At 71.5% G+C, this 20,786-nt stretch carries 15 protein-coding genes; 2 read left to right on the top strand and 13 right to left on the bottom strand.

The window, feature by feature from the left end:
* Window positions 1-22: 22 nt before the first annotated feature.
* From ilvN to ACZ4Z2_RS35890, 4 genes are all read right to left on the bottom strand, one after another.
* Window positions 23-550, bottom strand: coding sequence for an acetolactate synthase small subunit (ilvN, locus tag ACZ4Z2_RS35905; RefSeq protein ID WP_055713333.1), 528 nt, complete (start codon window positions 548-550; stop codon window positions 23-25).
* Between the two features lie 25 nt (window positions 551-575).
* Entirely contained in the window at window positions 576-2,423 is a 1,848-nt protein-coding gene (locus ACZ4Z2_RS35900) for an acetolactate synthase large subunit (RefSeq protein WP_468081848.1), read from the bottom strand.
* 246 nt (window positions 2,424-2,669) lie between these two features.
* Window positions 2,670-5,699 carry a putative bifunctional diguanylate cyclase/phosphodiesterase gene (locus ACZ4Z2_RS35895; protein WP_468081847.1) on the bottom strand — a complete coding sequence of 1,010 codons (3,030 nt, stop codon included), beginning with the start codon at window positions 5,697-5,699 and terminating at the stop codon, window positions 2,670-2,672.
* 392 nt (window positions 5,700-6,091) lie between these two features.
* A complete protein-coding gene (locus ACZ4Z2_RS35890; protein WP_468081846.1) occupies window positions 6,092-7,093 on the bottom strand; it encodes a 2-hydroxyacid dehydrogenase in 1,002 nt (333 codons plus the stop codon).
* Window positions 7,094-7,169: 76 nt separating this feature from the next.
* Between ACZ4Z2_RS35890 and ACZ4Z2_RS35885 the strand changes: the two genes are divergently transcribed.
* Complete coding sequence (locus ACZ4Z2_RS35885) at window positions 7,170-8,168, top strand: aldo/keto reductase (RefSeq protein ID WP_468081844.1); 999 nt, start codon at window positions 7,170-7,172, stop codon at window positions 8,166-8,168.
* A gap of 282 nt (window positions 8,169-8,450) precedes the next feature.
* Window positions 8,451-9,617: a PQQ-dependent sugar dehydrogenase gene (locus ACZ4Z2_RS35880; protein ID WP_468081843.1), complete on the top strand. Its 1,167-nt coding sequence runs from the start codon at window positions 8,451-8,453 to the stop codon at window positions 9,615-9,617.
* A 51-nt stretch (window positions 9,618-9,668) separates the two neighbouring features.
* On the opposite strand, the gene ACZ4Z2_RS35875 is transcribed toward ACZ4Z2_RS35880, so the two are convergent.
* The 9 genes from ACZ4Z2_RS35875 to gatC form a co-directional block, all read right to left on the bottom strand.
* Window positions 9,669-12,761 (bottom strand): helix-turn-helix transcriptional regulator, encoded by a 3,093-nt coding sequence (locus ACZ4Z2_RS35875; protein WP_468081857.1) that lies wholly within the window; start codon window positions 12,759-12,761, stop codon window positions 9,669-9,671.
* Window positions 12,762-12,838: 77 nt separating this feature from the next.
* Window positions 12,839-13,057 carry a hypothetical protein gene (locus tag ACZ4Z2_RS35870; protein WP_468081841.1) on the bottom strand — a complete coding sequence of 73 codons (219 nt, stop codon included), beginning with the start codon at window positions 13,055-13,057 and terminating at the stop codon, window positions 12,839-12,841.
* A gap of 218 nt (window positions 13,058-13,275) precedes the next feature.
* Complete coding sequence (locus ACZ4Z2_RS35865) at window positions 13,276-13,875, bottom strand: hypothetical protein (protein ID WP_468081840.1); 600 nt, start codon at window positions 13,873-13,875, stop codon at window positions 13,276-13,278.
* A gap of 35 nt (window positions 13,876-13,910) precedes the next feature.
* The gene (locus ACZ4Z2_RS35860; RefSeq protein ID WP_468081839.1) at window positions 13,911-14,486 is read right to left on the bottom strand and encodes a GNAT family N-acetyltransferase; all 576 of its coding nucleotides are present in this window, start codon (window positions 14,484-14,486) and stop codon (window positions 13,911-13,913) included.
* On the bottom strand, window positions 14,464-16,764 hold the full coding sequence (locus ACZ4Z2_RS35855) for an MMPL family transporter (RefSeq protein ID WP_468081838.1): 2,301 nt from the start codon (window positions 16,762-16,764) through the stop codon (window positions 14,464-14,466). Before ACZ4Z2_RS35855 ends, ACZ4Z2_RS35860 begins: the two co-directional genes overlap by 23 nt.
* Before the next feature lie 259 nt (window positions 16,765-17,023).
* Entirely contained in the window at window positions 17,024-18,538 is a 1,515-nt protein-coding gene (gene gatB, locus ACZ4Z2_RS35850) for an Asp-tRNA(Asn)/Glu-tRNA(Gln) amidotransferase subunit GatB (protein ID WP_468081837.1), read from the bottom strand.
* Window positions 18,539-18,553: 15 nt separating this feature from the next.
* Window positions 18,554-18,793 (bottom strand): hypothetical protein, encoded by a 240-nt coding sequence (locus ACZ4Z2_RS35845; RefSeq protein ID WP_055514656.1) that lies wholly within the window; start codon window positions 18,791-18,793, stop codon window positions 18,554-18,556.
* Window positions 18,790-20,286, bottom strand: a complete 1,497-nt coding sequence (gene gatA / locus ACZ4Z2_RS35840) for an Asp-tRNA(Asn)/Glu-tRNA(Gln) amidotransferase subunit GatA (RefSeq protein ID WP_468081836.1) — start codon at window positions 20,284-20,286, stop codon at window positions 18,790-18,792. The genes ACZ4Z2_RS35845 and gatA overlap by 4 nt, the downstream gene beginning before the upstream one ends.
* A 7-nt stretch (window positions 20,287-20,293) precedes the next feature.
* Window positions 20,294-20,590: an Asp-tRNA(Asn)/Glu-tRNA(Gln) amidotransferase subunit GatC gene (gatC, locus tag ACZ4Z2_RS35835; protein ID WP_018531282.1), complete on the bottom strand. Its 297-nt coding sequence runs from the start codon at window positions 20,588-20,590 to the stop codon at window positions 20,294-20,296.
* Window positions 20,591-20,786 lie beyond the last annotated feature (196 nt).

Below are 20,786 nucleotides of genomic sequence, written 5' to 3'. Positions count from 1 at the left end.
GCCTGGCGAGGCGTTCGAACCGTCAGGCCGACCGGTCCAGGGCGCGCAGCGACCGATCGGTGATCGAACGGGCGCCACGGCCGATCGCGATCGTGCCGGACTGGACCAGCTCCTTGATGCCGAACGGCTCCAGCATCTTCAGCATCGCGGACAGCTTGTCGCTGGACCCGGTGGCCTCGATGGTGACGGCCTCCGGGGAGACGTCGACGGTCTTGGCGCGGAACAGCTGGACGATCTCGACGATCTGGGAGCGCGTCTCGTTGTCGGCGCGCACCTTCACCAGAACGAGTTCGCGCTGGACGGCGGAGGACGGCTCCAGCTCGACGATCTTCAGCACGTTGACGAGCTTGTTGAGCTGCTTGGTCACCTGCTCCAGCGGCAGCTCCTCGATCACGTTCACCACGATGGTGATGCGGGAGATCTCGGGGTGCTCGGTGACACCGACCGCGAGGGAGTCGATGTTGAAGCCGCGGCGGGAGAACAGGGCGGCGATCCGGGCCAGGATGCCGGGGGTGTTCTCCACCAGGACGGAGAGCGTGTGCTTGGACATGGTCTGCTTCCTTTACCTACGGCTCTCAGTCGTCTTCGTTGTCGCCGAAGTCGGGGCGGACGTCCCGGGCGGCCATGATCTCGTCGTTGGAGGTGCCGGCGGCGACCATCGGCCACACCATCGCGTCCTCGTGGACGATGAAGTCGATGACGACCGGGCGGTCGTTGATCGAGTTCGCCTCCTCGATGACCTTGTCGAGGTCGTCCGGGGACTCGCAGCGGATGGCGTAGCAGCCCATGGCCTCCGACAGCTTCACGAAGTCGGGGACGCGGGTGCCGCGGGCCTTCGGGTTGACGTCGTCCGGACCGGAGTGGAGCACGGTGTTCGAGTAGCGCTGGTTGTAGAACAGCGTCTGCCACTGGCGGACCATGCCGAGGGCGCCGTTGTTGATGACCGCGACCTTGATCGGGATGCCGTTCAGGGCGCAGGTGGTGAGCTCCTGGTTGGTCATCTGGAAGCAGCCGTCGCCGTCGATCGCCCAGACGGTCCTGTCGGGGGCTCCGGCCTTGGCGCCCATGGCCGCCGGGACCGCGTAGCCCATCGTTCCGGCGCCGCCGGAGTTCAGCCAGGTGGCCGGCTTCTCGTACTGGATGAAGTGGGCGGCCCACATCTGGTGCTGGCCGACGCCCGCCGCGAAGATCGTGCCCTCGGGGGCGAGCCGGCCGATGCGCTCGATGACCTGCTGCGGGGAGAGCGAGCCGTCGGCGGGCTGGTCGTAGCCCAGCGGGTAGGTCTCGCGCCAGCGGCTCAGGTCCTTCCACCAGGCGCTGTAGTCGCCCTGGTTGCCCTCGCTGTGCTCCTTCTGGACGGCCTGGATCAGGTCGGCGATGACCTCGCGGGCGTCGCCGACGATCGGCACGTCGGCGGCGCGGTTCTTGCCGATCTCGGCGGGGTCGATGTCCGCGTGGACGATCTTGGCGTACGGGGCGAAGCTGTCCAGCTTGCCGGTGACACGGTCGTCGAAGCGGGCGCCGAGGGCGACGATCAGGTCGGCCTTCTGCAGACCGGTGACGGCGGCCACGGAGCCGTGCATGCCGGGCATGCCCAGGTGCTGGGGGTGGCTGTCGGGGAACGCGCCGAGCGCCATCAGGGTGGTGGTGACGGGCGCGCCGGTCAGCTCGGCGAGCACCTTCAGCTCGGCGGTGGCGCCGGCCTTGAGGACACCGCCGCCGACGTACAGGACCGGCCGCTTCGCGGCGGTGATCAGCTTGGCGGCCTCGCGGATCTGCTTGGCGTGCGGCTTGGTCACCGGCCGGTAGCCGGGCAGGTCGGTGGCGGGCGGCCAGCTGAAGGTCGTACGGGCCTGGAGGGCGTCCTTGGCGATGTCGACCAGGACCGGGCCGGGGCGGCCGGTGGAGGCGATGTGGAAGGCCTGCGCGATGGTGCGCGGGATGTCCTCCGCCTTGGTGACCAGGAAGTTGTGCTTGGTGATCGGCATGGTGATGCCGACGATGTCCGCCTCCTGGAAGGCGTCCGTGCCGATGGCCTTGGAGGCGACCTGGCCGGTGATGGCGACCATGGGCACCGAGTCCATGTGGGCGTCGGCGATCGGGGTCACCAGGTTGGTGGCACCGGGTCCCGAGGTGGCCATGCAGACGCCGACCTTGCCGGTGGCCTGCGCGTAACCGGTCGCGGCGTGGCCGGCGCCCTGCTCGTGGCGCACCAGCACGTGCCGCACACGGGTGGAGTCCATCAGCGGGTCGTACGCCGGGAGGATCGCGCCGCCGGGAATGCCGAACACCGTGTCGGCCCCGACCTCCTCGAGAGAGCGGATGAGGGACTGCGCGCCCGTGACGTGTTCGACGGGGGCGGACTGTCCTCCGGATCGGGGCCGCGGCTGCGGATGGTGGGCCCCGGAGGCCTGCTCGGTCATCGGCATTCTCTTCTCGATGCTGAGGGTTTTTTGCGAAGTTCGTGCGGTGTGCGGCTTGCGCTGACTGGTGCCCGTGCAACAAAAAACCCCTCCTTGCCATGAGGCAAGCGAGGGGAGCGCGCCGGGTACGGTCGCTGGGGATTCCGGATCATCCTCCGGTCGGTCCCAGCTTCAGCCGACGCGCTTTCCAAGTACGAGAATTCGGGTGCGCATGGCACTGACCCTCCCCCCGGCGCGCACCGTGTGTCAAGTGGGTGGGACGGGAGTCTCATTATGTGAGCGAAGGGCACTGCCGCCTCCGTAAACAGCGGGGACACCACTTGTGTACACCCCTGCCCCGCCGCCCGCGAACGCGGGTTCGGCCGGCCCGGAGGGCACGGGGTAGTGGCCCAAGGACAGTGCCCGGCGCAGCCGGTATTCGTCCAGCGGTCCGGAGAAAGCGGCACCCTGGCCGTGCGTGCAGCCCATCGCGCGCAGGGCGATGACCTGCTCGGGCAGATCGACCCCGTCGGCGACGGTCCGCAGACCCAGATCGTCCGCGATCCGCAGCAGCCCACTGGTGATCTTGTAGAGCCGGGTGGACTCGACGACCCCCTCGACGAGGCTGCGGTCCAGCTTCAGCACGTCGACGGGGAGGCGGCGCAGTGCCGTGATGGCGCCGTGGCCGCTGCCGAAGCCGTCCAGGGCGATCCGGACACCGAGGCGCCGCAGCTGCTTCAGCCGGCGCTCCAGGTCGTCCAGGGAGCCCTTCAGCTCCGTGTCGGACAGTTCGATCACCAGGGAGCCGGAGGGCAGCCCGTGGCGGGTCAGCAGGGTTTCGACGGAGCCCGGGGGCAGGGAGCGGTCCAGCAGCCGCCGGGCGCTCATACGGACGGAGACCGGCACGTTCAAGCCATTGTTGAGACGGTCGGCGGCCTGCTCGACGGCCTGCTCCAGCATCCATCGACCCAGCTCGGCGGTCTTCTCGCTGTCCTCGGAGACCCGCAGGAATTCGGCCGGGGTGAACAGCACCCCCTGGGACGAGCGCCAGCGGGCCGCGGTCGCCACCGAGGTGATCCGGCCGGTCTCCAGCTCCACCACGGGCTGGTTGAGCAGCATGAACTCGCCGTCGTGCAGCGCGGCCCGCAGCCGGGTGGCCAGCTCGGCCTTGCGGACGACGTCCTGCTGCATCTGCGGCTCGTACAGCTCGACCCGGCCCTTGCCGGACGCCTTGGCGCGGTACATGGCGAGGTCGGCGTTGCGCAGCAGGTCGCCCGCGCCGAGGCCGGGCTCGGCGAAGGCGACGCCGATGGAGGCGGCCACCCGGACATCGTTGCCGCCGATGGTGTAGGGCTGGGACAGCGTGAGCCTCAGCCGGTCGGCCAGCTCGAAGATGTGCTGTTCCCGGGCGGCCCGGTCCCGGGAGCCGTCCCCCACGATGAGGGCCGCGAACTCGTCGCCGCCCAGGCGGGAGGCGGTGTCGCCGTGGCGGACCGCGTCCTGGAGCCTGCGGGCGGCCTGGACGAGGAGTTCGTCCCCGGCCTGGTGCCCGATCGTGTCGTTGACGGCCTTGAAGCCGTCGAGGTCGATGAAGAGGACCGCCGTGTTGCGCAGGGCGAGGCCCCGGTCGGTGGAGCGGCGGCCGGAGAGCGCCTGCTGGACGCGCTTGGTGAACAGGGCGCGGTTGGGCAGGTCGGTCAGCGGGTCGTGCTCGGCGTTGTGCTGCAGCTGGGCCTGGAGGCGCACTCTTTCGGTCACGTCCCGGCTGTTGAAGATGAGGCCGCCGTGGTGGCGGTTGACGGTGGACTCCACGTTCAGCCAGCCGCCGTCGCCGGACTTGAAGCGGCACTCGATCCGGGTGGTGGGTTCCTCGGCCGGGCTCGCGGCGAGGAAGCGGCGCACCTCGTGCACCACACAGCCGAGGTCCTCGGGGTGGATGATCGAGGCCAGCTCCTTGCCGACGAGTTCCTCCGCGGGGCGTCCGTAGACCCCGGCGGCGGCCGGGCTGACATAGCGGAGGATGCCGCTGGGGGCGGCGATCATGATCACATCACTGGAGCCCTGGACCAGGGAGCGGAAGTGGTTCTCCTTCTGGGCCAGTTCCTGGGTGAGCGTGATGTTGTCGAGCAGCATGATGCCCTGGCGGACCACGAGGGCGAGCACGACGGTGCAGGCGGTGATCAGCACCACGCGGTCGACGCTGCGGCCGTTGAGGACGTTGTAGAGGATGCCCAGGGTGCAGACCGCCGCGGCCAGGTACGGGGTGAGCGCGGCCAGGGATCCCGCGATGGGGCGGGTGGCCGGATACCGACTGTGGCCCGCGCCCTGGAGGAGCGCATGGATCTGGGCGGCCTGGGGGCCGTCGTACCGCTGCTGGACGTCGTGCCGCTGCCCCGGGATGTGTTCGTGCACCACGCGTGTGTGCGTGCCGTCCTCGGACTGGCCGTGGCGCGGCCCGGCCCAGGGGGCGTAGGCGAGGAGCAGGGAGCCCGCGAACCAGCCGGCGTCGAGGAGCTGCCCCGAGCGGTAGCTGTTGTGCAGCAGGGGCGAGGTGAACAGGGCGTCGCACACCACCGTGAGCGCGAGCGCGCCGATCGCGGTGTTCACCGCGGAGCGGTGCAGGGACGTGCGGCGGAAGTGCAGGGCGAGCACCATGCTGACCAGGGCGATGTCGAGCAGCGGGTACGCCAGGGAGAGCGCGGTGTGCGCGGTGGTGGAACCGCCGAGCTGGGCGGTCTGGGCGAGCGCAAGGCTCCAGGCGAGGGTGACCAGGGAGCCGCCGATGAGCCAGGCGTCCAGCGCCAGGCAGATCCAGCCGGCCTTGGTCACGGGCCGCTTCGCCAGCACCAGCAGTCCGACGATGGCGGGCGGCGCGAAGCAGAGGAAGAACAGGTCGGCGTAGCTCGGGTTGGGCACGGGCCGCTCCAGGACGACCTCGTACCATCCCCAGACGCCGTTGCCCAGCGCCGCCATGGCGGACGAGAGGGCGAACAGCAGCCAGGCCGGCCGGAGGCCGCCGCGGCGGCCGCGCGCGTAGCGGAAGCAGGAGACGGCGGCCGTCGCCGCGGCGGCGGCCAGCCCGAAGTCACCCATGATGAGGGCGACTTGTTCATCGCCCCAGCTGAACGCGGCACCGACGGCGTAGGCCGCGCACAGCAGGGCGAGCACGAGCTGAGTCCGCAGGCTCGCTCCACCGCGGTCGGAGGCCGGCTCACCGGGCAGGAGAGGGCCGGACAGCGACTTGGGCGAGCGGAGCGTGGGGTTCAGCGTGGACACGGTGGACGGGCGGGGGCTCACTGGAGCTCCCCGGTGATCACCGCTCCCGGGTCCCGCCGGTCGCGGGGCGTGGGATGGGTGTGCTTTCTGCGGCTGCCGTTCACGTGGCAACGACCGTGACCGCCGTGGTCGTCGTGGCTCCCCAGCGGGTGCCTCGACGTCACAGCTCGCCAGGGCCGCCGTCGGCGGGTCCGTCGCGTCGGATCGTTCGTCCATAGGCCGTGCATCGCCCGTCGCCCCCCTCGCTGTCTCAAGTCCGTCCCCGGCGCCGAACGGTGCGCGGCGCAGCCCCTGTCGGGGACGATACACCAGTCTCGTCACTCAGGGACATAGTTCCTCTACGCTCCGTGACCACCTGCGGCAATACGAGCACGTACCGCTTCCGAAGAAACGCGGAGGGTGCCCGAAGTGGATTACGCGTCTGCCGTCGCGCCTGTCGTAAGGACCACGTTGCGCAGCGGCTCGTGGTTCACGAACCGTGCCAACTGGTCCACCAACAGCCTTTTCGCACGCGGCAGGAAGGCCGAGCTGGGGCCGCCGACGTGCGGACTGATGAGGACGCCGGGCGCCTGCCACAGCGGGTGACCTGGCGGCAGCGGCTCGGGGTCGGTGACGTCGAGGGCCGCGGTGACGCGTCCGTTCTCCAGCTCCGCGAGCAGTGCCTTGGTGTCGACGACGGCGCCGCGGGCCACGTTCACCAGGAGGGCGCCGTCCTTCATCCGGGCCAGGAAATCGGCGTTGACGAGGCCCTTCGTCTGCTCGGTGAGCGGCGTGGAGAGGATCACGACATCGGCCTCGGGCAGCAGGGCGGGCAGGTCGGTGAGCGGGTGCACCGGTCCGCGCGCCGTGGTGCGCTCGGAGCGCGCGACGCGCGCCACCCGCGCCACCTCGAAGGGCGTGAGCCGGTCCTCGATGGCGGCGCCGATCGCGCCGTAGCCGACGATCAGCACGTTCTTGTCGGCGAGCGCGGGGCGGAACCCGCCCTGCCAGAGGCCCTGTTGCTGGGCCCGCACGAAGTCGGGCACGCCCCGCAGGGAGGCGAGGGTGAGGGTCAGGGCGAGCTCCGCCGTGCTGGCCTCGTGCACTCCGCGCGCGTTGCACAGCTGGATGCCGGGGGCGAGCACCGACAGCCGGGACATCACGTCGTCGACGCCCGCGGTCAGCGTCTGGACGACCCTCAGGTTGCGCATGTGCTCCAGCGGTCCCACGCGCACCGACAGCCGCTTCATGTACGGCACGACGTACAGAATGCAGTCGGCCGGGTCGCCCGGGTACTCCTGGGTGCCGTCCTCGCCCCCGTCGTAGAACAGATAGTGGGGCCCCTGCGGCAGGCCCTCGATCTCGTCCGGGCGGAGGGGGAGCCACACGTCGCCGGTCACGTCGGCGGTCCTGGCAGCGGTGAGGTCAGCAGTCATGCTCCGGAGGCTATGTCAGGCGCCCGGGACGGCAGAGGTTAGGTTGGGGGGCCAGGAGAGGGAGGGTCACGACCAGGTGGAGCGCAGGACGATCGGCGCGGCGACGCTCGAGGTGGGGGCCGTCGGACTCGGATGTATGCCGATGAGCTGGGCGTACACGGGGTCGCGACGACGGGGCGACGAGTCGATGCGGACGGTGCACCGGGCACTCGACCTCGGCACGACCCTGCTGGACACGGCCGACATGTACGGCCCGTTCACCAATGAGCTGCTGGTGGGGAGGGTGCTGAAGGAGCGCCGCGCGGAGGCGTTCGTCTCCACGAAGGTGGGCCTGCTGGTGGGCGAGCAGCACATCGTCGCCAACGGCCGCCCCGGCTATGTGAAGCGCGCCTGCGACGCCTCGCTGCGGCGGCTCCAGACGGACGTCATCGACCTCTACCAGCTGCACCGGGAGGACCCCGAGGTCCCCGTCGAGGAGACGTGGGGCGCGATGGCGGAACTCGTACAGGCCGGAAAAGTACGGTCGTTGGGCCTGTGCGCGGTGGGCGCGCGGGCCGGCCGCCGGCCGGGGACGAGTCTGTACGACGCGACGATCCGCCGGCTGCGACGTGTCCAGCAGGTGTTCCCGGTGAGCGCGGTGCAGGCCGAGCTGTCGGTCTGGTCGAGGGAGGCCCTGGCCGATCTCCTCCCCTGGTGCGCGGCCCGCGGCATCGGCTTCCTCGCCGCCATGCCCCTGGGCAACGGCTTCCTCAGCGGCACGCTCACCCCCGGCCAGGGCTTCGAACCCGACGACCTCCGCGCCCGTCACCCCCGCTTCACCGCCGAGATGATGGCCGCGAACCAGCCGATAGTCGCCGGCCTGCGCCGGGTGGCGGCCCGCCACGGGGAGAACGTCACCCCGGCCCAGGTGGCCCTCGCCTGGCTCCTCGCCCTGGGCCCCCAGGTGGTCCCCATACCCGGCACGAAACACGAACACTGGGCCACGGAGAACGCGACGGCCACCACCTTGACCCTGACCCCGAAGGACCTGGCGGAGATCGCCGCCCTCCCCCCGGCCCAGGGCTCCTGGGACTGAGAAGGGAGCCGCAGGCCCCTTCAGAGGCGCGGGGAACCGCGCGAGAAACCACGACGCGGCAGCAGGCCGCCACATCCCACGCACCCCCGACAGGGCCTAGCGGAAAGGCGCCGACGCGGGGTCGAAGGGGCGGCAGCCCCTGGTGGACGGGGACGGGTAGGGGCGGCGGGGGCGAGGAAAGCCGGCCCGGCAGCGGAAAAACCGGCTTGATCGGCCGGAGGTGGAACCTGCGGGCCACTCGCGGTGTAAGAAAAGTAGAAGCTCCGCGTCGAAGGGATCGTGATGGTGCAACGTCGAGCGGTGACGGCCACCTTGGCCGCAACCGCGCTCCTGCTGACGGCCGGCTGTTCCTCCGACGACGGAAAGCAGCCGACCACCCCCACCGGCTCCCCCACCACCTCCGCCCCCTCCACCTCCCCTTCCCAGGGCGCCCCGGCGGAGGCCGCACCCCCCGCCAAGGGCTCGGTCACCGTGGTCCGCACCGTGGCCGAGGACCTCGACACCCCCTGGGGCATGGCCCCGCTCCCCGAGGGCGGCCTCCTCGTGTCCTCCCGCGACCAGGGCACGATCACCAGAATCGACACCGAGACGGGCAAGAAGACGGAACTGGGCGAGGTCCCCGGCGTGGCCGCGGCCGGCGAGGGCGGCCTCCTCGGCATCGCCGTCTCCCCGGACTACGCCTCCGACCACATGATCTACGCCTACTTCACCTCGGAGTCCGACAACCGCATCGTGCGCATGCTGTACGACCCCAAGAGGCCCTCGGGCGAGCAGCTGGGCGCCCCCGACACGATCCTGCGCGGCATCCCCAAGGGCACCAACCACAACGGCGGCCGTATCGCCTTCGGCCCCGACCAGATGCTGTACGCCAGCACGGGCGAGCGCTACGAGGGCCCCCTGGCCCAGGACAAGAAGTCCCTCGGCGGCAAGATCCTCCGCATGACCCCGGAGGGCGAGCCCGCCCCGGGCAACCCCTTCGAGAACTCCCCGGTGTATTCGTACGGCCACCGCAACGTCCAGGGCCTCGCCTGGGACAGCAAGCAGCGCCTGTGGGCGTCGGAATTCGGCCAGAACACTTGGGACGAGCTGAACCAGATCCGCCCCGGCGGGAACTACGGCTGGCCGGAGGTCGAGGGCAAGGAAGGCAAGTCCGGCTATGTCGACCCGGTGGCCGTGTGGAGCGTGGACGACGCCTCCCCGAGTGGCATCGCGATAGCGGAGGGCTCCGTCTGGATGGCGGGCCTGAAGGGCGAGCGCCTGTGGCGCATCCCCTTGCAGGGCACCAAGGTCTCGGCCGACCCCCAGTCGTTCCTGGAGGGCGAGTACGGCCGCCTGCGCACCGTTGTCGCCGCCGGCGGCGACAAGCTCTGGCTGACCACCAGCGAGACGGACGGCCGGGGCTCCCCGGAGGACGGCGACGACAAGATCCTGGAACTGGAGGTGAAGTAACCGGCCCCAAGCCGGTCGGTCACCTCGGTCCGGGCCCCGCCCCGCCACCGGTCACCTCGGCGTCGGCCCCGCCACCGCCCCTTCCGGGAACATCCCCAGCCGATGGGCCAGGGCGGCTGCCTCGCCGCGGCCTGTGACGCTCAGCTTGGCGAGGATGTTGGAGACGTGGACGCTGGCCGTCTTCGGGGAGATGAAGAGCTCCTCGGCGATCTGGCGGTTGGTGCGGCCCGCGGCGACCAGGCGGAGCACATCGTGCTCGCGCCCGGTGAGCCCGAAGGCGGCGACGGGGTCGGCCGGTGCGAGCGTGTTCCCGGCGGAGCGGCCGAGGGGGAGGCGGGCCCGCCGGGCCAGGAGGGCGACGCTCTCGGCGAGCGGGCGGGCGCCGAGGTGGTCGGCGACGGCGCCGGACAGCCGCAGCAGTTCCGTCGCCCGGTGCCGGGCCTCGTCGTCGGCGCCGTCCGCCAGCAGGGCCTCGGCGAGCCGGTGCCGGACGCGGGCCAGGTCGTAGGGGCGTTCGAGGGGCTCGAAGGCGGTGACGACCTCGGCCCAGGTGTCGGGGGTCATCAGGCCCTCGGCGCGCAGGAGTTCGGCGCGTACCCAGTGGTCGTGGGCGGTCCAGATGGGGGCGCCGGTGGTGAGCTTCTTGACCGCCGCGAGGATCCGGTCGAGTACCTCGGTGCGGCCCTGGCCGGCGGTGGGCAGCCCTCGCGCGTCGGCCTCCGCTACGGCGGCGGTGAGCAGCAGCGGCCAGGCGTAGCGCTGGGTGCCGACCGGGAAGCCGGTGTCGAGGACGCGGGCGAGTTCGGCGCGGGCGTCGGGGAGGCGGCCCTCCGCGGCGGCGATACCAATGGCGAGGAGGGAGAGCGGCAGGTTGTTCTGGGGCATGGGGTTGTGGGTGCCGAAGTGGCCGTAGGCGGCGGAGTGCCGGCGCCTGGCCTCGGCGGTGTCGCCGCGGGCGAGGGCGATGGCGGCGACGGAGAGGGCGCTGCCACCGAGTCGCTTGGCGCTCGGGCCGATGTCCCGTGACTTGCTCGCGGCGGCGAGTGCCTCGTCCCACTGGCCGAGGGAGAAGAGCGACTCGGCGAGGTTGCCCCAGACCCATGCCTCGGAGTCCGACAGACCCATCCGCTGGGTGTGGTCGAGTCCCTCGCGCAGGACACGGACGGCCTCGCGGGAGCGGCCGACGCTCTCCAGGCTGGAGGGCAGGTTGACATGGCTGCGGCCCACGACGGCGGAGGGGCCGCGTTCGAGGGCCCGGCGGCGTACCGCTTCCATCTCGGCGATGCCGTCGTCGATGTCGCCCGCGTCGACCATCAGCCCGCCAAGGGTGAGGCGGGCGTTGAGTTCGATGTCCTCGGCGCCCACCATGCGGGCGTACTCGACGGCGCGCTGGGCGTCGGAGAGGGCGTCGGGGCCGGGGGCGTGGAGCATGGCCCAGCCGGCCACGCGGGAGAGGACCTCGGCGTGCATCTCCGACGGGGGCAGGCCGCGCATGAGGTCCTGGGCGGTGGCGAGTTCCTTCCAGCCGTCGCCCCGGGACAGGCCCTCGGTCAGCAGGGAGCGCTGCACCCAGAACCAGGCGGTGCGCTGCGGGTCTCCCCCGTCCGCCAGGAGGTCCAGGGCCCGCCGGGTGATCCGCATGGCGCGTTCGCGCTCGCCGCAGAGCCGGCCGGCGACGGCGGCCTCGGCCATGAGGTCGAGGTAGCGCAGAGGAGTGGTGGCGGGGTCGCAGCCGCAGGGCGGGTAGACCTCGGTGTAGTCGATGGGGCGCAGTGCGGCGCGCACAGTGTCGGGGGCGGCGTCCCACAGTTCCATCGCCCGCTCCAGGAGCCGCAGTTGCTCGGAGTGGGCGTGGCGGGAGCGGGCCTCGACGGCGGCGTCGAGGACGGCGGGCAGGGCCTTGGCGGCGTCGTGGGCGTGGTACCAGTAGCTCGCCAGGCGGGTGGCGCGGCCGTCGGAGGGGACGAGCGTCGGGTCGGCCTCCAGGGCTTCGGCGAAGCGGCGGTTGAGGCGGGAGCGTTCGCCGGGCAGGAGGTCGTCGCTGACGGCCTCGCGGACCAGGGAGTGGCGGAAGCGGTAGCCGTCGCCGCCGGGTGCGGCGAGCAGGATGTTCGCGCCGACGGCGGCCCGCAGGGCTTCGATGAGATCGTCCTCGGGGAGCCCGGCGACGGCCGCGAGCAGGGCGTACTCCACGGTGGAGCCGCCCTCGGCGACGATGCGGGCCACCCGTTGGGCGTCCTCGGGGAGCCGTTCGACGCGGACGAGGAGCAGGTCCCGCAGGGAGTCGGTGAGGGAGGCGCAGCCGCCGTCGTGGGCGGCCACGGCGAGTTCCTCGACGAAGAAGGCGTTGCCGTCGGAGCGTTCGAAGATCTCGTCGGCCTGGGCCGGGTCGGGTTCGGCGGCGAGGATGCCGGTGAGCTGGTGGCCGACCTCGGCGCGGTTGAAGCGGCGCAGTTCGATGCGGCGGACCGTGCGGAGGCGGTCGAGTTCGGCGAGGAGGGGGCGCAGCGGGTGGCGGCGGTGGATGTCGTCGGAGCGGTAGGTGGCGAGGACGACGAGACGGCCGGTGCGCAGGGTGCGCAGCAGATAGGCGAGGAGGTGGCGGGTGGAGGCGTCGGCCCAGTGCAGGTCCTCGAGGACGAGGACGACGGTGCGGTCGGCGGCGAGGCGTTCCAGGAGGCGGGCGGTGAGCTCGAAGAGCCGGGCGGTGCCCTCCTCGTCGTGGCGGCTCGGCGGCGTCTCGCCCAACTCGGGGAGCAGGCGGGCCAGTTCGGACTCCTGGCCGGCAGCCGCGGCGACCAGTTCGGCGGGGAGCCGGCGGTGCAGGGCGCGCAGGGCGGTGGAGAAGGGCGCGTAGGGCAGTCCGTCGGCGCCGATCTCGACGCAGCCGCCGAGCGCGACGACCGCGCCCTCGCGCGCGGCCGCCGTGGCGAACTCCTCGACCAGCCGGGTCTTGCCGACCCCGGCCTCGCCGCACAGCAGCAGGGCCTGCGGCTCGCCCGCTCCCCCGCCCCCGCCGCGGCTCCCGGGCGGGCGTGAGGCACCGTCGGAGGCGCGGGCGAGGGCGTCGCGCAGCACCTCCAACTCCTCGGTGCGGCCGACGAACACCGGACTGACGGACCTGGTCTCCACACCGCCGAGCATCGCACGCGTGTCCGGTGCTCCGGCACCGAATATCCGCATCGCGCGGGGTCCGGTGCCGGGCGTCCGGAGCTGCGGGCTCACGCGGTGCGCGGCAGCCGGAACCGGCGCGTGCGGTGAGGCCGGCCGTGGTCCTCGGTGTCCTGTTCCCCGGAGCCCGGCCGGGAGGCGGACCTCCGCGGTGGCCGGGAGTCGCGTGCGGCCTCACGGCCGGCGCGGCGGGCGTCGCGGGCCAGGCGGTAGTGCTCCGCGTCGCGGATGAGCTCCTCGGTGCGGATGCGCTGCTCGTACTCGAACATGTCGTGCTCCTCGTGACGGTCGGTCGGGTTCGCTTGCTGCGATGCCTCAACCTTCGTCTCCGAGGGGGGTCCGCCACATCGGGAGAGTTCCGCATCTTCGCCGGCGGCGGGGCCTCAGGTCGGCGCCCTGAGACGGGTGAGGGGCCTCAGGTCCGCCGTAAGGATCCTCACGACGGGCCTAAGGCCCCTCAGAAAGCCGCTTGCTCCGGGCGGGGACGTCAGGTGTTCGGCAGGCCCAGCAGGATGTCGGAGTACTTCAGGACAGCGAGGACGAGTCCGATGAAGCCGACCGAGACGCCCGCCCACGCGACCGACTTGATCCACGGCGCCTGCACCTGGTCGGGGTCGCCGAACGCGGGCCGGACCAGGACGGCGACGCCGACGAGCATCGCGATCAGGGCGAAGATCCCGGAGACCAGGGCGTTCGCGTTCCACGAGTCGCCGTAGTACTGCTGGAGCATGGTGGCGACGTCGGCGTTCTGCGCGGTCTCCAGCTGCCCGAACATCTGGTTGCGGGCCTGCGCCACGGTGCCGACCCAGCTGCCGGTCAGCGAGACGAGGCCGAGCACCACGGCGACGATGCCCGCGGCGCCCTGTCCGACGCCCGGCTGCGCCTTGGCCGCGACCGCCGGGAGCTCCTCGTCGGCCGCGCCGGAGTCACCGGCGTCACCGGCCTCGTCGAGGTCGGTGTCCCGCACCCCGGCCTTGGTCTCGGCGTCCGCCGCGGGGTCCTGCTTGGTCACGTCCACCGACTCCTCGTCGGTCTTCGTCCCGGCACCCGTGCCGGCTCCGGCCTCGTCCACTGTCTTGGTTCCCATGCCTCGCACCGTACGAAGGTTGTCTGAGAGGTCTCTTAACGATCCCCGTGAACGCCACGCGCGCGTGCCGCACGCCACTCGGGCGCCAGGACGGACCATATCTCCAGGTCGTGCCGGACCCCTCGGTGGGGATAGCGCTCGCGCTGCACGCCGTCCCGCGACATCCCCAGCCGCCGGGCGACGTTCAGGCTCGGTTCGTTCCCGGAGGCGGCGATCCACTCCACGCGGTGGATGCCGCGGACGTCGACCGCCCAGTCGATGAGGACGTGCATGGCGCGGGTGACGAGTCCGCGCCCCGTGCCGGCGGGTTCGAGCCAGCAGCCGACCTCGCAGTTGGCGTTGTCGGCGTCGAAGTTGAGGAAGAGGACCCCGCCGACGAGCTTCCCGTCGAGCCAGATGCCGTGCAGGGAGCCGGTGTCGGCGGCGCGCATGTCGGCGTACCGCTGGAGGACGGCACGCGCGGAGGGGACGTCCGTGGCGGTCGAGCCGAAGGGGACGTACTGGTTGATGAAGTCCCGCCCCCGCTCCAGGTGCGCGAGGAACTCCTCGGCGTGCCAGGGCTCCAGGGGCCGCAGTTCGGCTCCGTCGTCACCCAGGGATATCGCGTACATCCTGCTGTCGCTCCTTCACCGCTACGTCCGTCGCGTCGGCGGCCCGTGGCCCCGGCACCTCCGGTGCGTCCCCCGCCAGTACGTCCGCCGCCTCGGCGTCCGTCGCGGCGGCCAGCCTCTCATGGGCGGCGCGGGACTCGGGCGGCTCGATGCTGATGCGGGGCATGCGGCGGTCGAGCCAGCGGGGCAGCCACCAGTTGGCGCCGCCGAGCAGGTGCATCAGGGCGGGCACGAGGAGCGTGCGGAGGACGAACGCGTCCAGGGCGACGGCGGCGGCGAGCGCGATGCCGAACATGGCGATCACCCGGTCGCCGCTGAGCACGAAGGCGAGGAAGACGGAGATCATGATGACGGCCGCGGAGTTGATCACCCGGCTGGTCTCGGCGAGGCCGACACGGACCGCGCGCCGGTTGTCGCCGGTCTCCAGCCACTCCTCGTACATCCGGCTGACCAGGAAGACCTGGTAGTCCATGGAGAGCCCGAAGAGAACCGAGACCATGATCACCGGGAGGAAGGGTTCGATGGGGCCCGCCCGGCCGAGGCCGAGCAGTTCGCTCCCCCAGCCCCACTGGAAGATCGCGACGACCACGCCGAACGCGGCGGCGACGGCGGCCACGTTCATCGCGGCGGCCTTCAGCGGGATGCCGATCGACCGGAAGGCGAGCAGGAGCAGCAGACAGCCCAGGCCGATCACCGCGCCCACGAACAGCGGGAGCTTGCCGACGATGACGTCCGCGAAGTCGTCGTACCCGGCGGTCACGCCGCCGACGTGCAGATCGAGGGAGGTACCGGTCTCGGCCCGTGGCAGCACCTCGCCGCGCAGCCGTTCGACCAGGTCACTGGTCTTCGCGGACTGCGGGGACGAGTCGGGCACGACGGTGAGGTACGCGGTGTCGCCGCCGGTGTCGTACATGACCGGGGTGACCGCCGAGACGCCCTCGGTGGCGCGGAGCGTGGTGTCGAGGTTGTCGAGGGCGAGCTTGTCGGCGGCGCCGTCGACCTCGGTCACCAGGGTGAGCGGGCCGTTCACACCGGGGCCGAAGCCCTCGGCGAGGAGGTCGTAGGCCGCGCGGGTGGTGCTCGCCTTCGGGTCGTTGCCCTGGTCGGAGGTGCCCAGGCGCAGGCCCAGGGTGGGCAGGGCCAGCAGGGTCATGACGACGAGGGCGATCGCGCCGAGCTTCTTGGGGTGCCGTTCGACGAAGGCGGACCAGCGGGCGGCGAAGCCGGTGGGCAGCTCCGGCTCCGGGCCGTGCTCCGCCAGTCGGCGGCGTTCGCGGCGGCTGAGGGCCCGCATGCCGATGAAGGACAGCAGCGCGGGCAGCAGCGTCACGGAGGCGGCGACGGTGAGGACCACGGTCAGCGAGGCGGCGATCGCGACGCCGTTGAGGAAGCCGAGCCGCAGGATCAGCATGCCGAGCAGGGCGATGCACACGGTGGCACCCGCGAACACCACGGCCCGCCCGGTGGTGGCGACCGCGTTCCGCGCGGCCTCCTCCACGGGCAGCCCGCGTTTCAGACCGCGCCGGTGGCGGGTGACGATGAACAGGGCGTAGTCGATGCCGACGCCGAGGCCGATGAGGGTGCCCAGCATGGGCGCGAAGTCGGCCACGGTCATGACGTGGCCGAGGAGGGTGATGCCCGCGTAGGCGGTGCCGACGCTGACCAGGGCGGTCGCGATCGGCAGGACGCTGGCGGCGAGCGAGCCGAAGGCCAGGAAGAGGACAACGGCGGCGACGAGCACGCCGACGATCTCGGCGAGGTGCCCCCCGGAGGTCTCGGTCAGCCCGATCGCCTCACCGCCCAGCTCCACCTGGAGCCCGTGGCCCTCGGCGGTCTTCGCGGTGTCGACGACGGCCTCGGCCTGCGCCTTGTCCACGTCACCGGCCGGCTTGTCGAAGGTCACGCTCGCGTACGCGGTGTGCCCGTCCTGACTGATCCGGCCGGCGCCCGCGCCGTCGTACGGGTCCGTCACCGCGGCGACACCCGGCAGACCGGCGATCTCGTCGAGGGTCCGGGTCATCGTCTGCTCGACGGCGGCGGCCCGCACGGAGCCTGCCTCGGTGTGCCAGACGACGGTGGCGTTGTCACCGCTGCTGCCGGGGAAGCCCTCGCTCAGGAGTTCGGTGGCACGGCTGGACTCGGTCCCGGGGGTCTTGTAGTCGTTCGAGTACGCGGCTCCGGCCGCCACGGCGCCGGCGGCCGTGCCGGCGAAGGCGAGAAGCCACAGAAGAACGGCGACGAGACGGTGCCGGACGCACCAGCGTGCTAGGGCTGCCACGGAACGTGCTCCTGGGGGGATTCGTGGATCTTTGCTCGTGTAACAGCCCTTTCGAACTGAACAACACGCAAAGAACACATGAGCAATCCCTGGTAACTGTTGCACCCGAAACTGATCGTTTGGGCCCTTTGAGGGTCTCCTCACAGGAGATGGGAGACACCTCACAGGACAGAAGACGACACTCTGTCGCCCTGCGTCACGACCGCGCACACGGCGAAGGGCGGTGCGTCGCCCCGACGCACCGCCCTTCGCTGTTCGCTCAGCCCTCGCTGACGCCCAGCTTCTCCAGGATCAGCTCCTTGACGCGGGCCGCGTCCGCCTGACCCCGGGTGGCCTTCATGACCGCGCCGACCAGAGCGCCGGCCGCGGCGACCTTGCCGCCGCGGATCTTGTCCGCGATGGCCGGGTTGCCGACGATGGCCTCCTCGACCGCGGTGGTCAGGGCGCCCTCGTCGGAGACGACCTTCAGACCGCGCTTGTCGACGACCTCGTCCGGGGTGCCCTCGCCCGCGAGGACGCCCTCGATGACCTGGCGTGCCAGCTTGTCGTTCAGGTCACCCTTCGCGACCAGCTCGGTGACCCGGGCGACCTCGGCCGGCGTGATCGCCAGCTCGTCGAGCGCCTTGCCCGACTCGTTGGCGCTGCGGGCCAGCTCGCCCATCCACCACTTGCGGGCGGAGGCGGCGTCCGCCCCGGCCTCGATGGTGGCGACGATCGGCTCCAGCGCGCCGGCGTTGAGGATCGCCTGCATGTCGGTGCCGCTGACGGCCCACTCCTCGCGGAGCCGGTTGCGGCGGACCAGGGGCAGCTCGGGCAGCGCGGCGCGGATCTCCTCGACCCACTCGCGCGAGGGCGCCACCGGCACCAGGTCGGGCTCCGGGAAGTACCGGTAGTCCTCGGCCTCCTCCTTCACCCGGCCCGAGGTCGTGGACCCCGTGTCCTCGTGGAAGTGCCGGGTCTCCTGGATGATCGTCCCGCCGCTGCTCAGGACGGCCGCGTGCCGCTGGATCTCGAAGCGGGCCGCGCGCTCCACGGACCGCAGCGAGTTCACGTTCTTCGTCTCCGAACGGGTGCCGAACTTCTCGGTGCCGTTCGGGCGCAGCGACAGGTTCACGTCGCAGCGCATCTGGCCCATCTCCATACGGGCCTCGGAGACGCCGAGCGCCTTGATGACCTCGCGCAGCTCACGGACGTACGCCTTGGCGACCTCCGGCGCGCGCTCCCCGGCCCCGACGATCGGCTTGGTGACGATCTCGATGAGCGGGATGCCGGCGCGGTTGTAGTCGAGGAGCGAGTGGGAGGCGCCGTGGATACGGCCGGTGGCACCGCCGACGTGGGTCGACTTGCCGGTGTCCTCCTCCATGTGGGCGCGCTCGATCTCCACGCGGAAGACCTCGCCGTCCTCCAGTTGCACGTCGAGGTAGCCGTTGAAGGCGATCGGCTCGTCGTACTGGGAGGTCTGGAAGTTCTTCGGCATGTCCGGATAGAAGTAGTTCTTCCGGGCGAAGCGGCACCACTCGGCGATCTCGCAGTTCAGCGCGAGACCGATCTTGATGGCGGACTCCACGCCGGTCGCGTTGACGACGGGGAGCGCGCCGGGCAGGCCGAGGCAGACGGGACAGGTCTGCGTGTTGGCGCCCTGACCGAGTTCGGTCGAGCAGCCGCAGAACATCTTCGTCTTGGTGCCGAGTTCGACATGGACCTCAAGGCCCATGACGGGGTCGTACGACGCGAGTGCGTCCTCGTACGACACCAGGTCGGTCGTGGTGGTCACGGTGAAACTTCCCTCTCAGCCCAGCAGGACGTCGTCGTCGCCCAGCCGCTTCAGCTCGCGGTAGAGGATGGCGAGGCCGGTGACGATGGCTACGGCGGACACGGTGGCGTCGATCAGGACCAGGGTGTCCTTCTCGGCACGGGCGCTCTTGAGCCGCTTGGCGACACCGATCGCGCCGAACGCCGTGGCGGCCATGGACAGGTACGTGCCGGACTTGGACTTCTTGAAGCCCTTGGCCTTGGTCAGTGCACTCACAGCGACGGAGCCTCCTCGAGCAGCGGGTGCCCCCACCTTTCCACGAAGGCGGCCTCGACAGCGGCGCCGACCTTGTAGAGACGGTCGTCCTTGAGGGCCGGGGCGATGATCTGGAGTCCGACCGGCAGCCCGTCCTCCGGCGCGAGACCGCAGGGCAGGGACATCGCGGCGTTGCCCGCGAGGTTGGTCGGGATGGTGCACAGGTCGGCGAGGTACATCGCCATCGGGTCGTCGGCGCGCTCACCGATCGGGAAGGCGGTGGTCGGCGTCGTCGGGGAGACGATGACATCCACCTTCTCGAACGACTTCTCGAAGTCGCGGGTGATGAGCGTCCGCACCTTCTGGGCGCTGCCGTAGTACGCGTCGTAGTAGCCGGAGCTGAGCGCGTACGTGCCGAGCATGATGCGGCGCTTCACCTCGGGGCCGAAGCCCGCCTCACGGGTGAGGGAGGTGACCTCCTCGGCGGAGTGCGTACCGTCGTCGCCGGTCCGCAGACCGTAGCGGAGCCCGTCGAAGCGGGCGAGGTTCGACGAGCACTCGCTCGGCGCGATCAGGTAGTACGCGGCCAGCGCCAGGTCGAACGACGGGCAGTCCAGCTCGACGATCTCGGCGCCCAGTTCCCGCAGCAGCTCGACGGACTCGTCGAACCGCTGGACCACACCGGCCTGGTAGCCCTCGCCGCGGAACTGCTTGACGACGCCCACGCGCATCCCGGCGACCGAGCCGTTGCGGGCGGCCTCGACGACCGGCGGGACCGGCGCGTCGATGGACGTGGAGTCCATCGGGTCGTGACCGGCGATGACCTCGTGCAGGAGCGCCGCGTCCAGGACCGTGCGGGCGCAGGGCCCGCCCTGGTCGAGGGAGGACGAGAAGGCGACCATGCCGTACCGGGAGACGGCCCCGTACGTCGGCTTCACGCCGACCGTGCCGGTGACGGCGGCCGGCTGGCGGATGGAGCCGCCGGTGTCGGTGCCGATGGCGAGGGGCGCCTGGTAGGAGGCGAGGGAGGCGGAGGAACCGCCGCCGGAGCCGCCGGGGATCCGGGTGAGGTCCCAGGGGTTGCCGGTGGGGCCGTACGCGCTGTTCTCGGTGCTGGACCCCATGGCGAACTCGTCCATGTTGGTCTTGCCGAGGATGACGACGTCCGCGTCCTTCAGCCGCTTGGTGAGGGTGGCGTCGTAGGGCGGGATCCACCCTTCGAGGATCTTCGAGCCCACGGTGGTCGGAACGCCGACCGTGGTGAAGATGTCCTTGAGCGCGAGGGGGACACCGGCGAGGGGGCCGAGCTTCTCGCCCCGCTCCCGCTTCTCGTCCACGGCACGGGCCTGGGCGAGGGCGCCCTCGCGGTCGACGTACAGGAAGGCGTGCACCTTCTCGTCGACGGCCTCGATCCGGGCCAGGTGGGCCTCGGTGACCTGCACGGCGGTGAGTTCGCCGGAGGCGATCTTCGCGGCGATCTGAGCCGCGGTGAGCTTGATGATGGCGTCGGTCATGACGTGATCAGTCCTCCCCCAGGATCTGCGGCACCTTGAAACGCTGCTGCTCCTGGGCCGGGGCGCCGGACAGCGCCTGCTCGGGGGTGAGCGACGGACGGACCTCGTCCGCGCGCATGACGTTCGTCAGCGGCAGCGGGTGCGAGGTCGGCGGGACGTCTTGGTCGGCGACCTCGCTGACGCGGGCGACCGCGCCGATGATGTCGTCCAGCTGGCCTGCGAAGTGGTCGAGCTCTTCGGGCTTCAGCTCCAGACGCGCCAGCCGGGCGAGGTGGGCGACCTCCTCGCGCGTGATGCCAGGCATGCAGCGATCCTCTGGGGTGAGTGCGATGTGGTTTGGCGCCAATCCTATGGGGCGGGCCGGTGTGACCGCGCACGGGTTCGCTGCGCGGGCCTGGCCGGGCGCCTAGGCCCTGTCGTCAAATTCCCGCCGTCGCCCGAAGGGCGGCCCCGCGGCGTCAGGTGCGTGCTCTCGGCGTGCCGGGCCCTGACCCGTGTAC

It is taken from the genome of Streptomyces sp. NPDC030183 (assembly GCF_055573455.1).
Note: the sequence above shows the minus strand (reverse complement) of the source record. Positions and strands in the feature narration are given on the sequence as shown.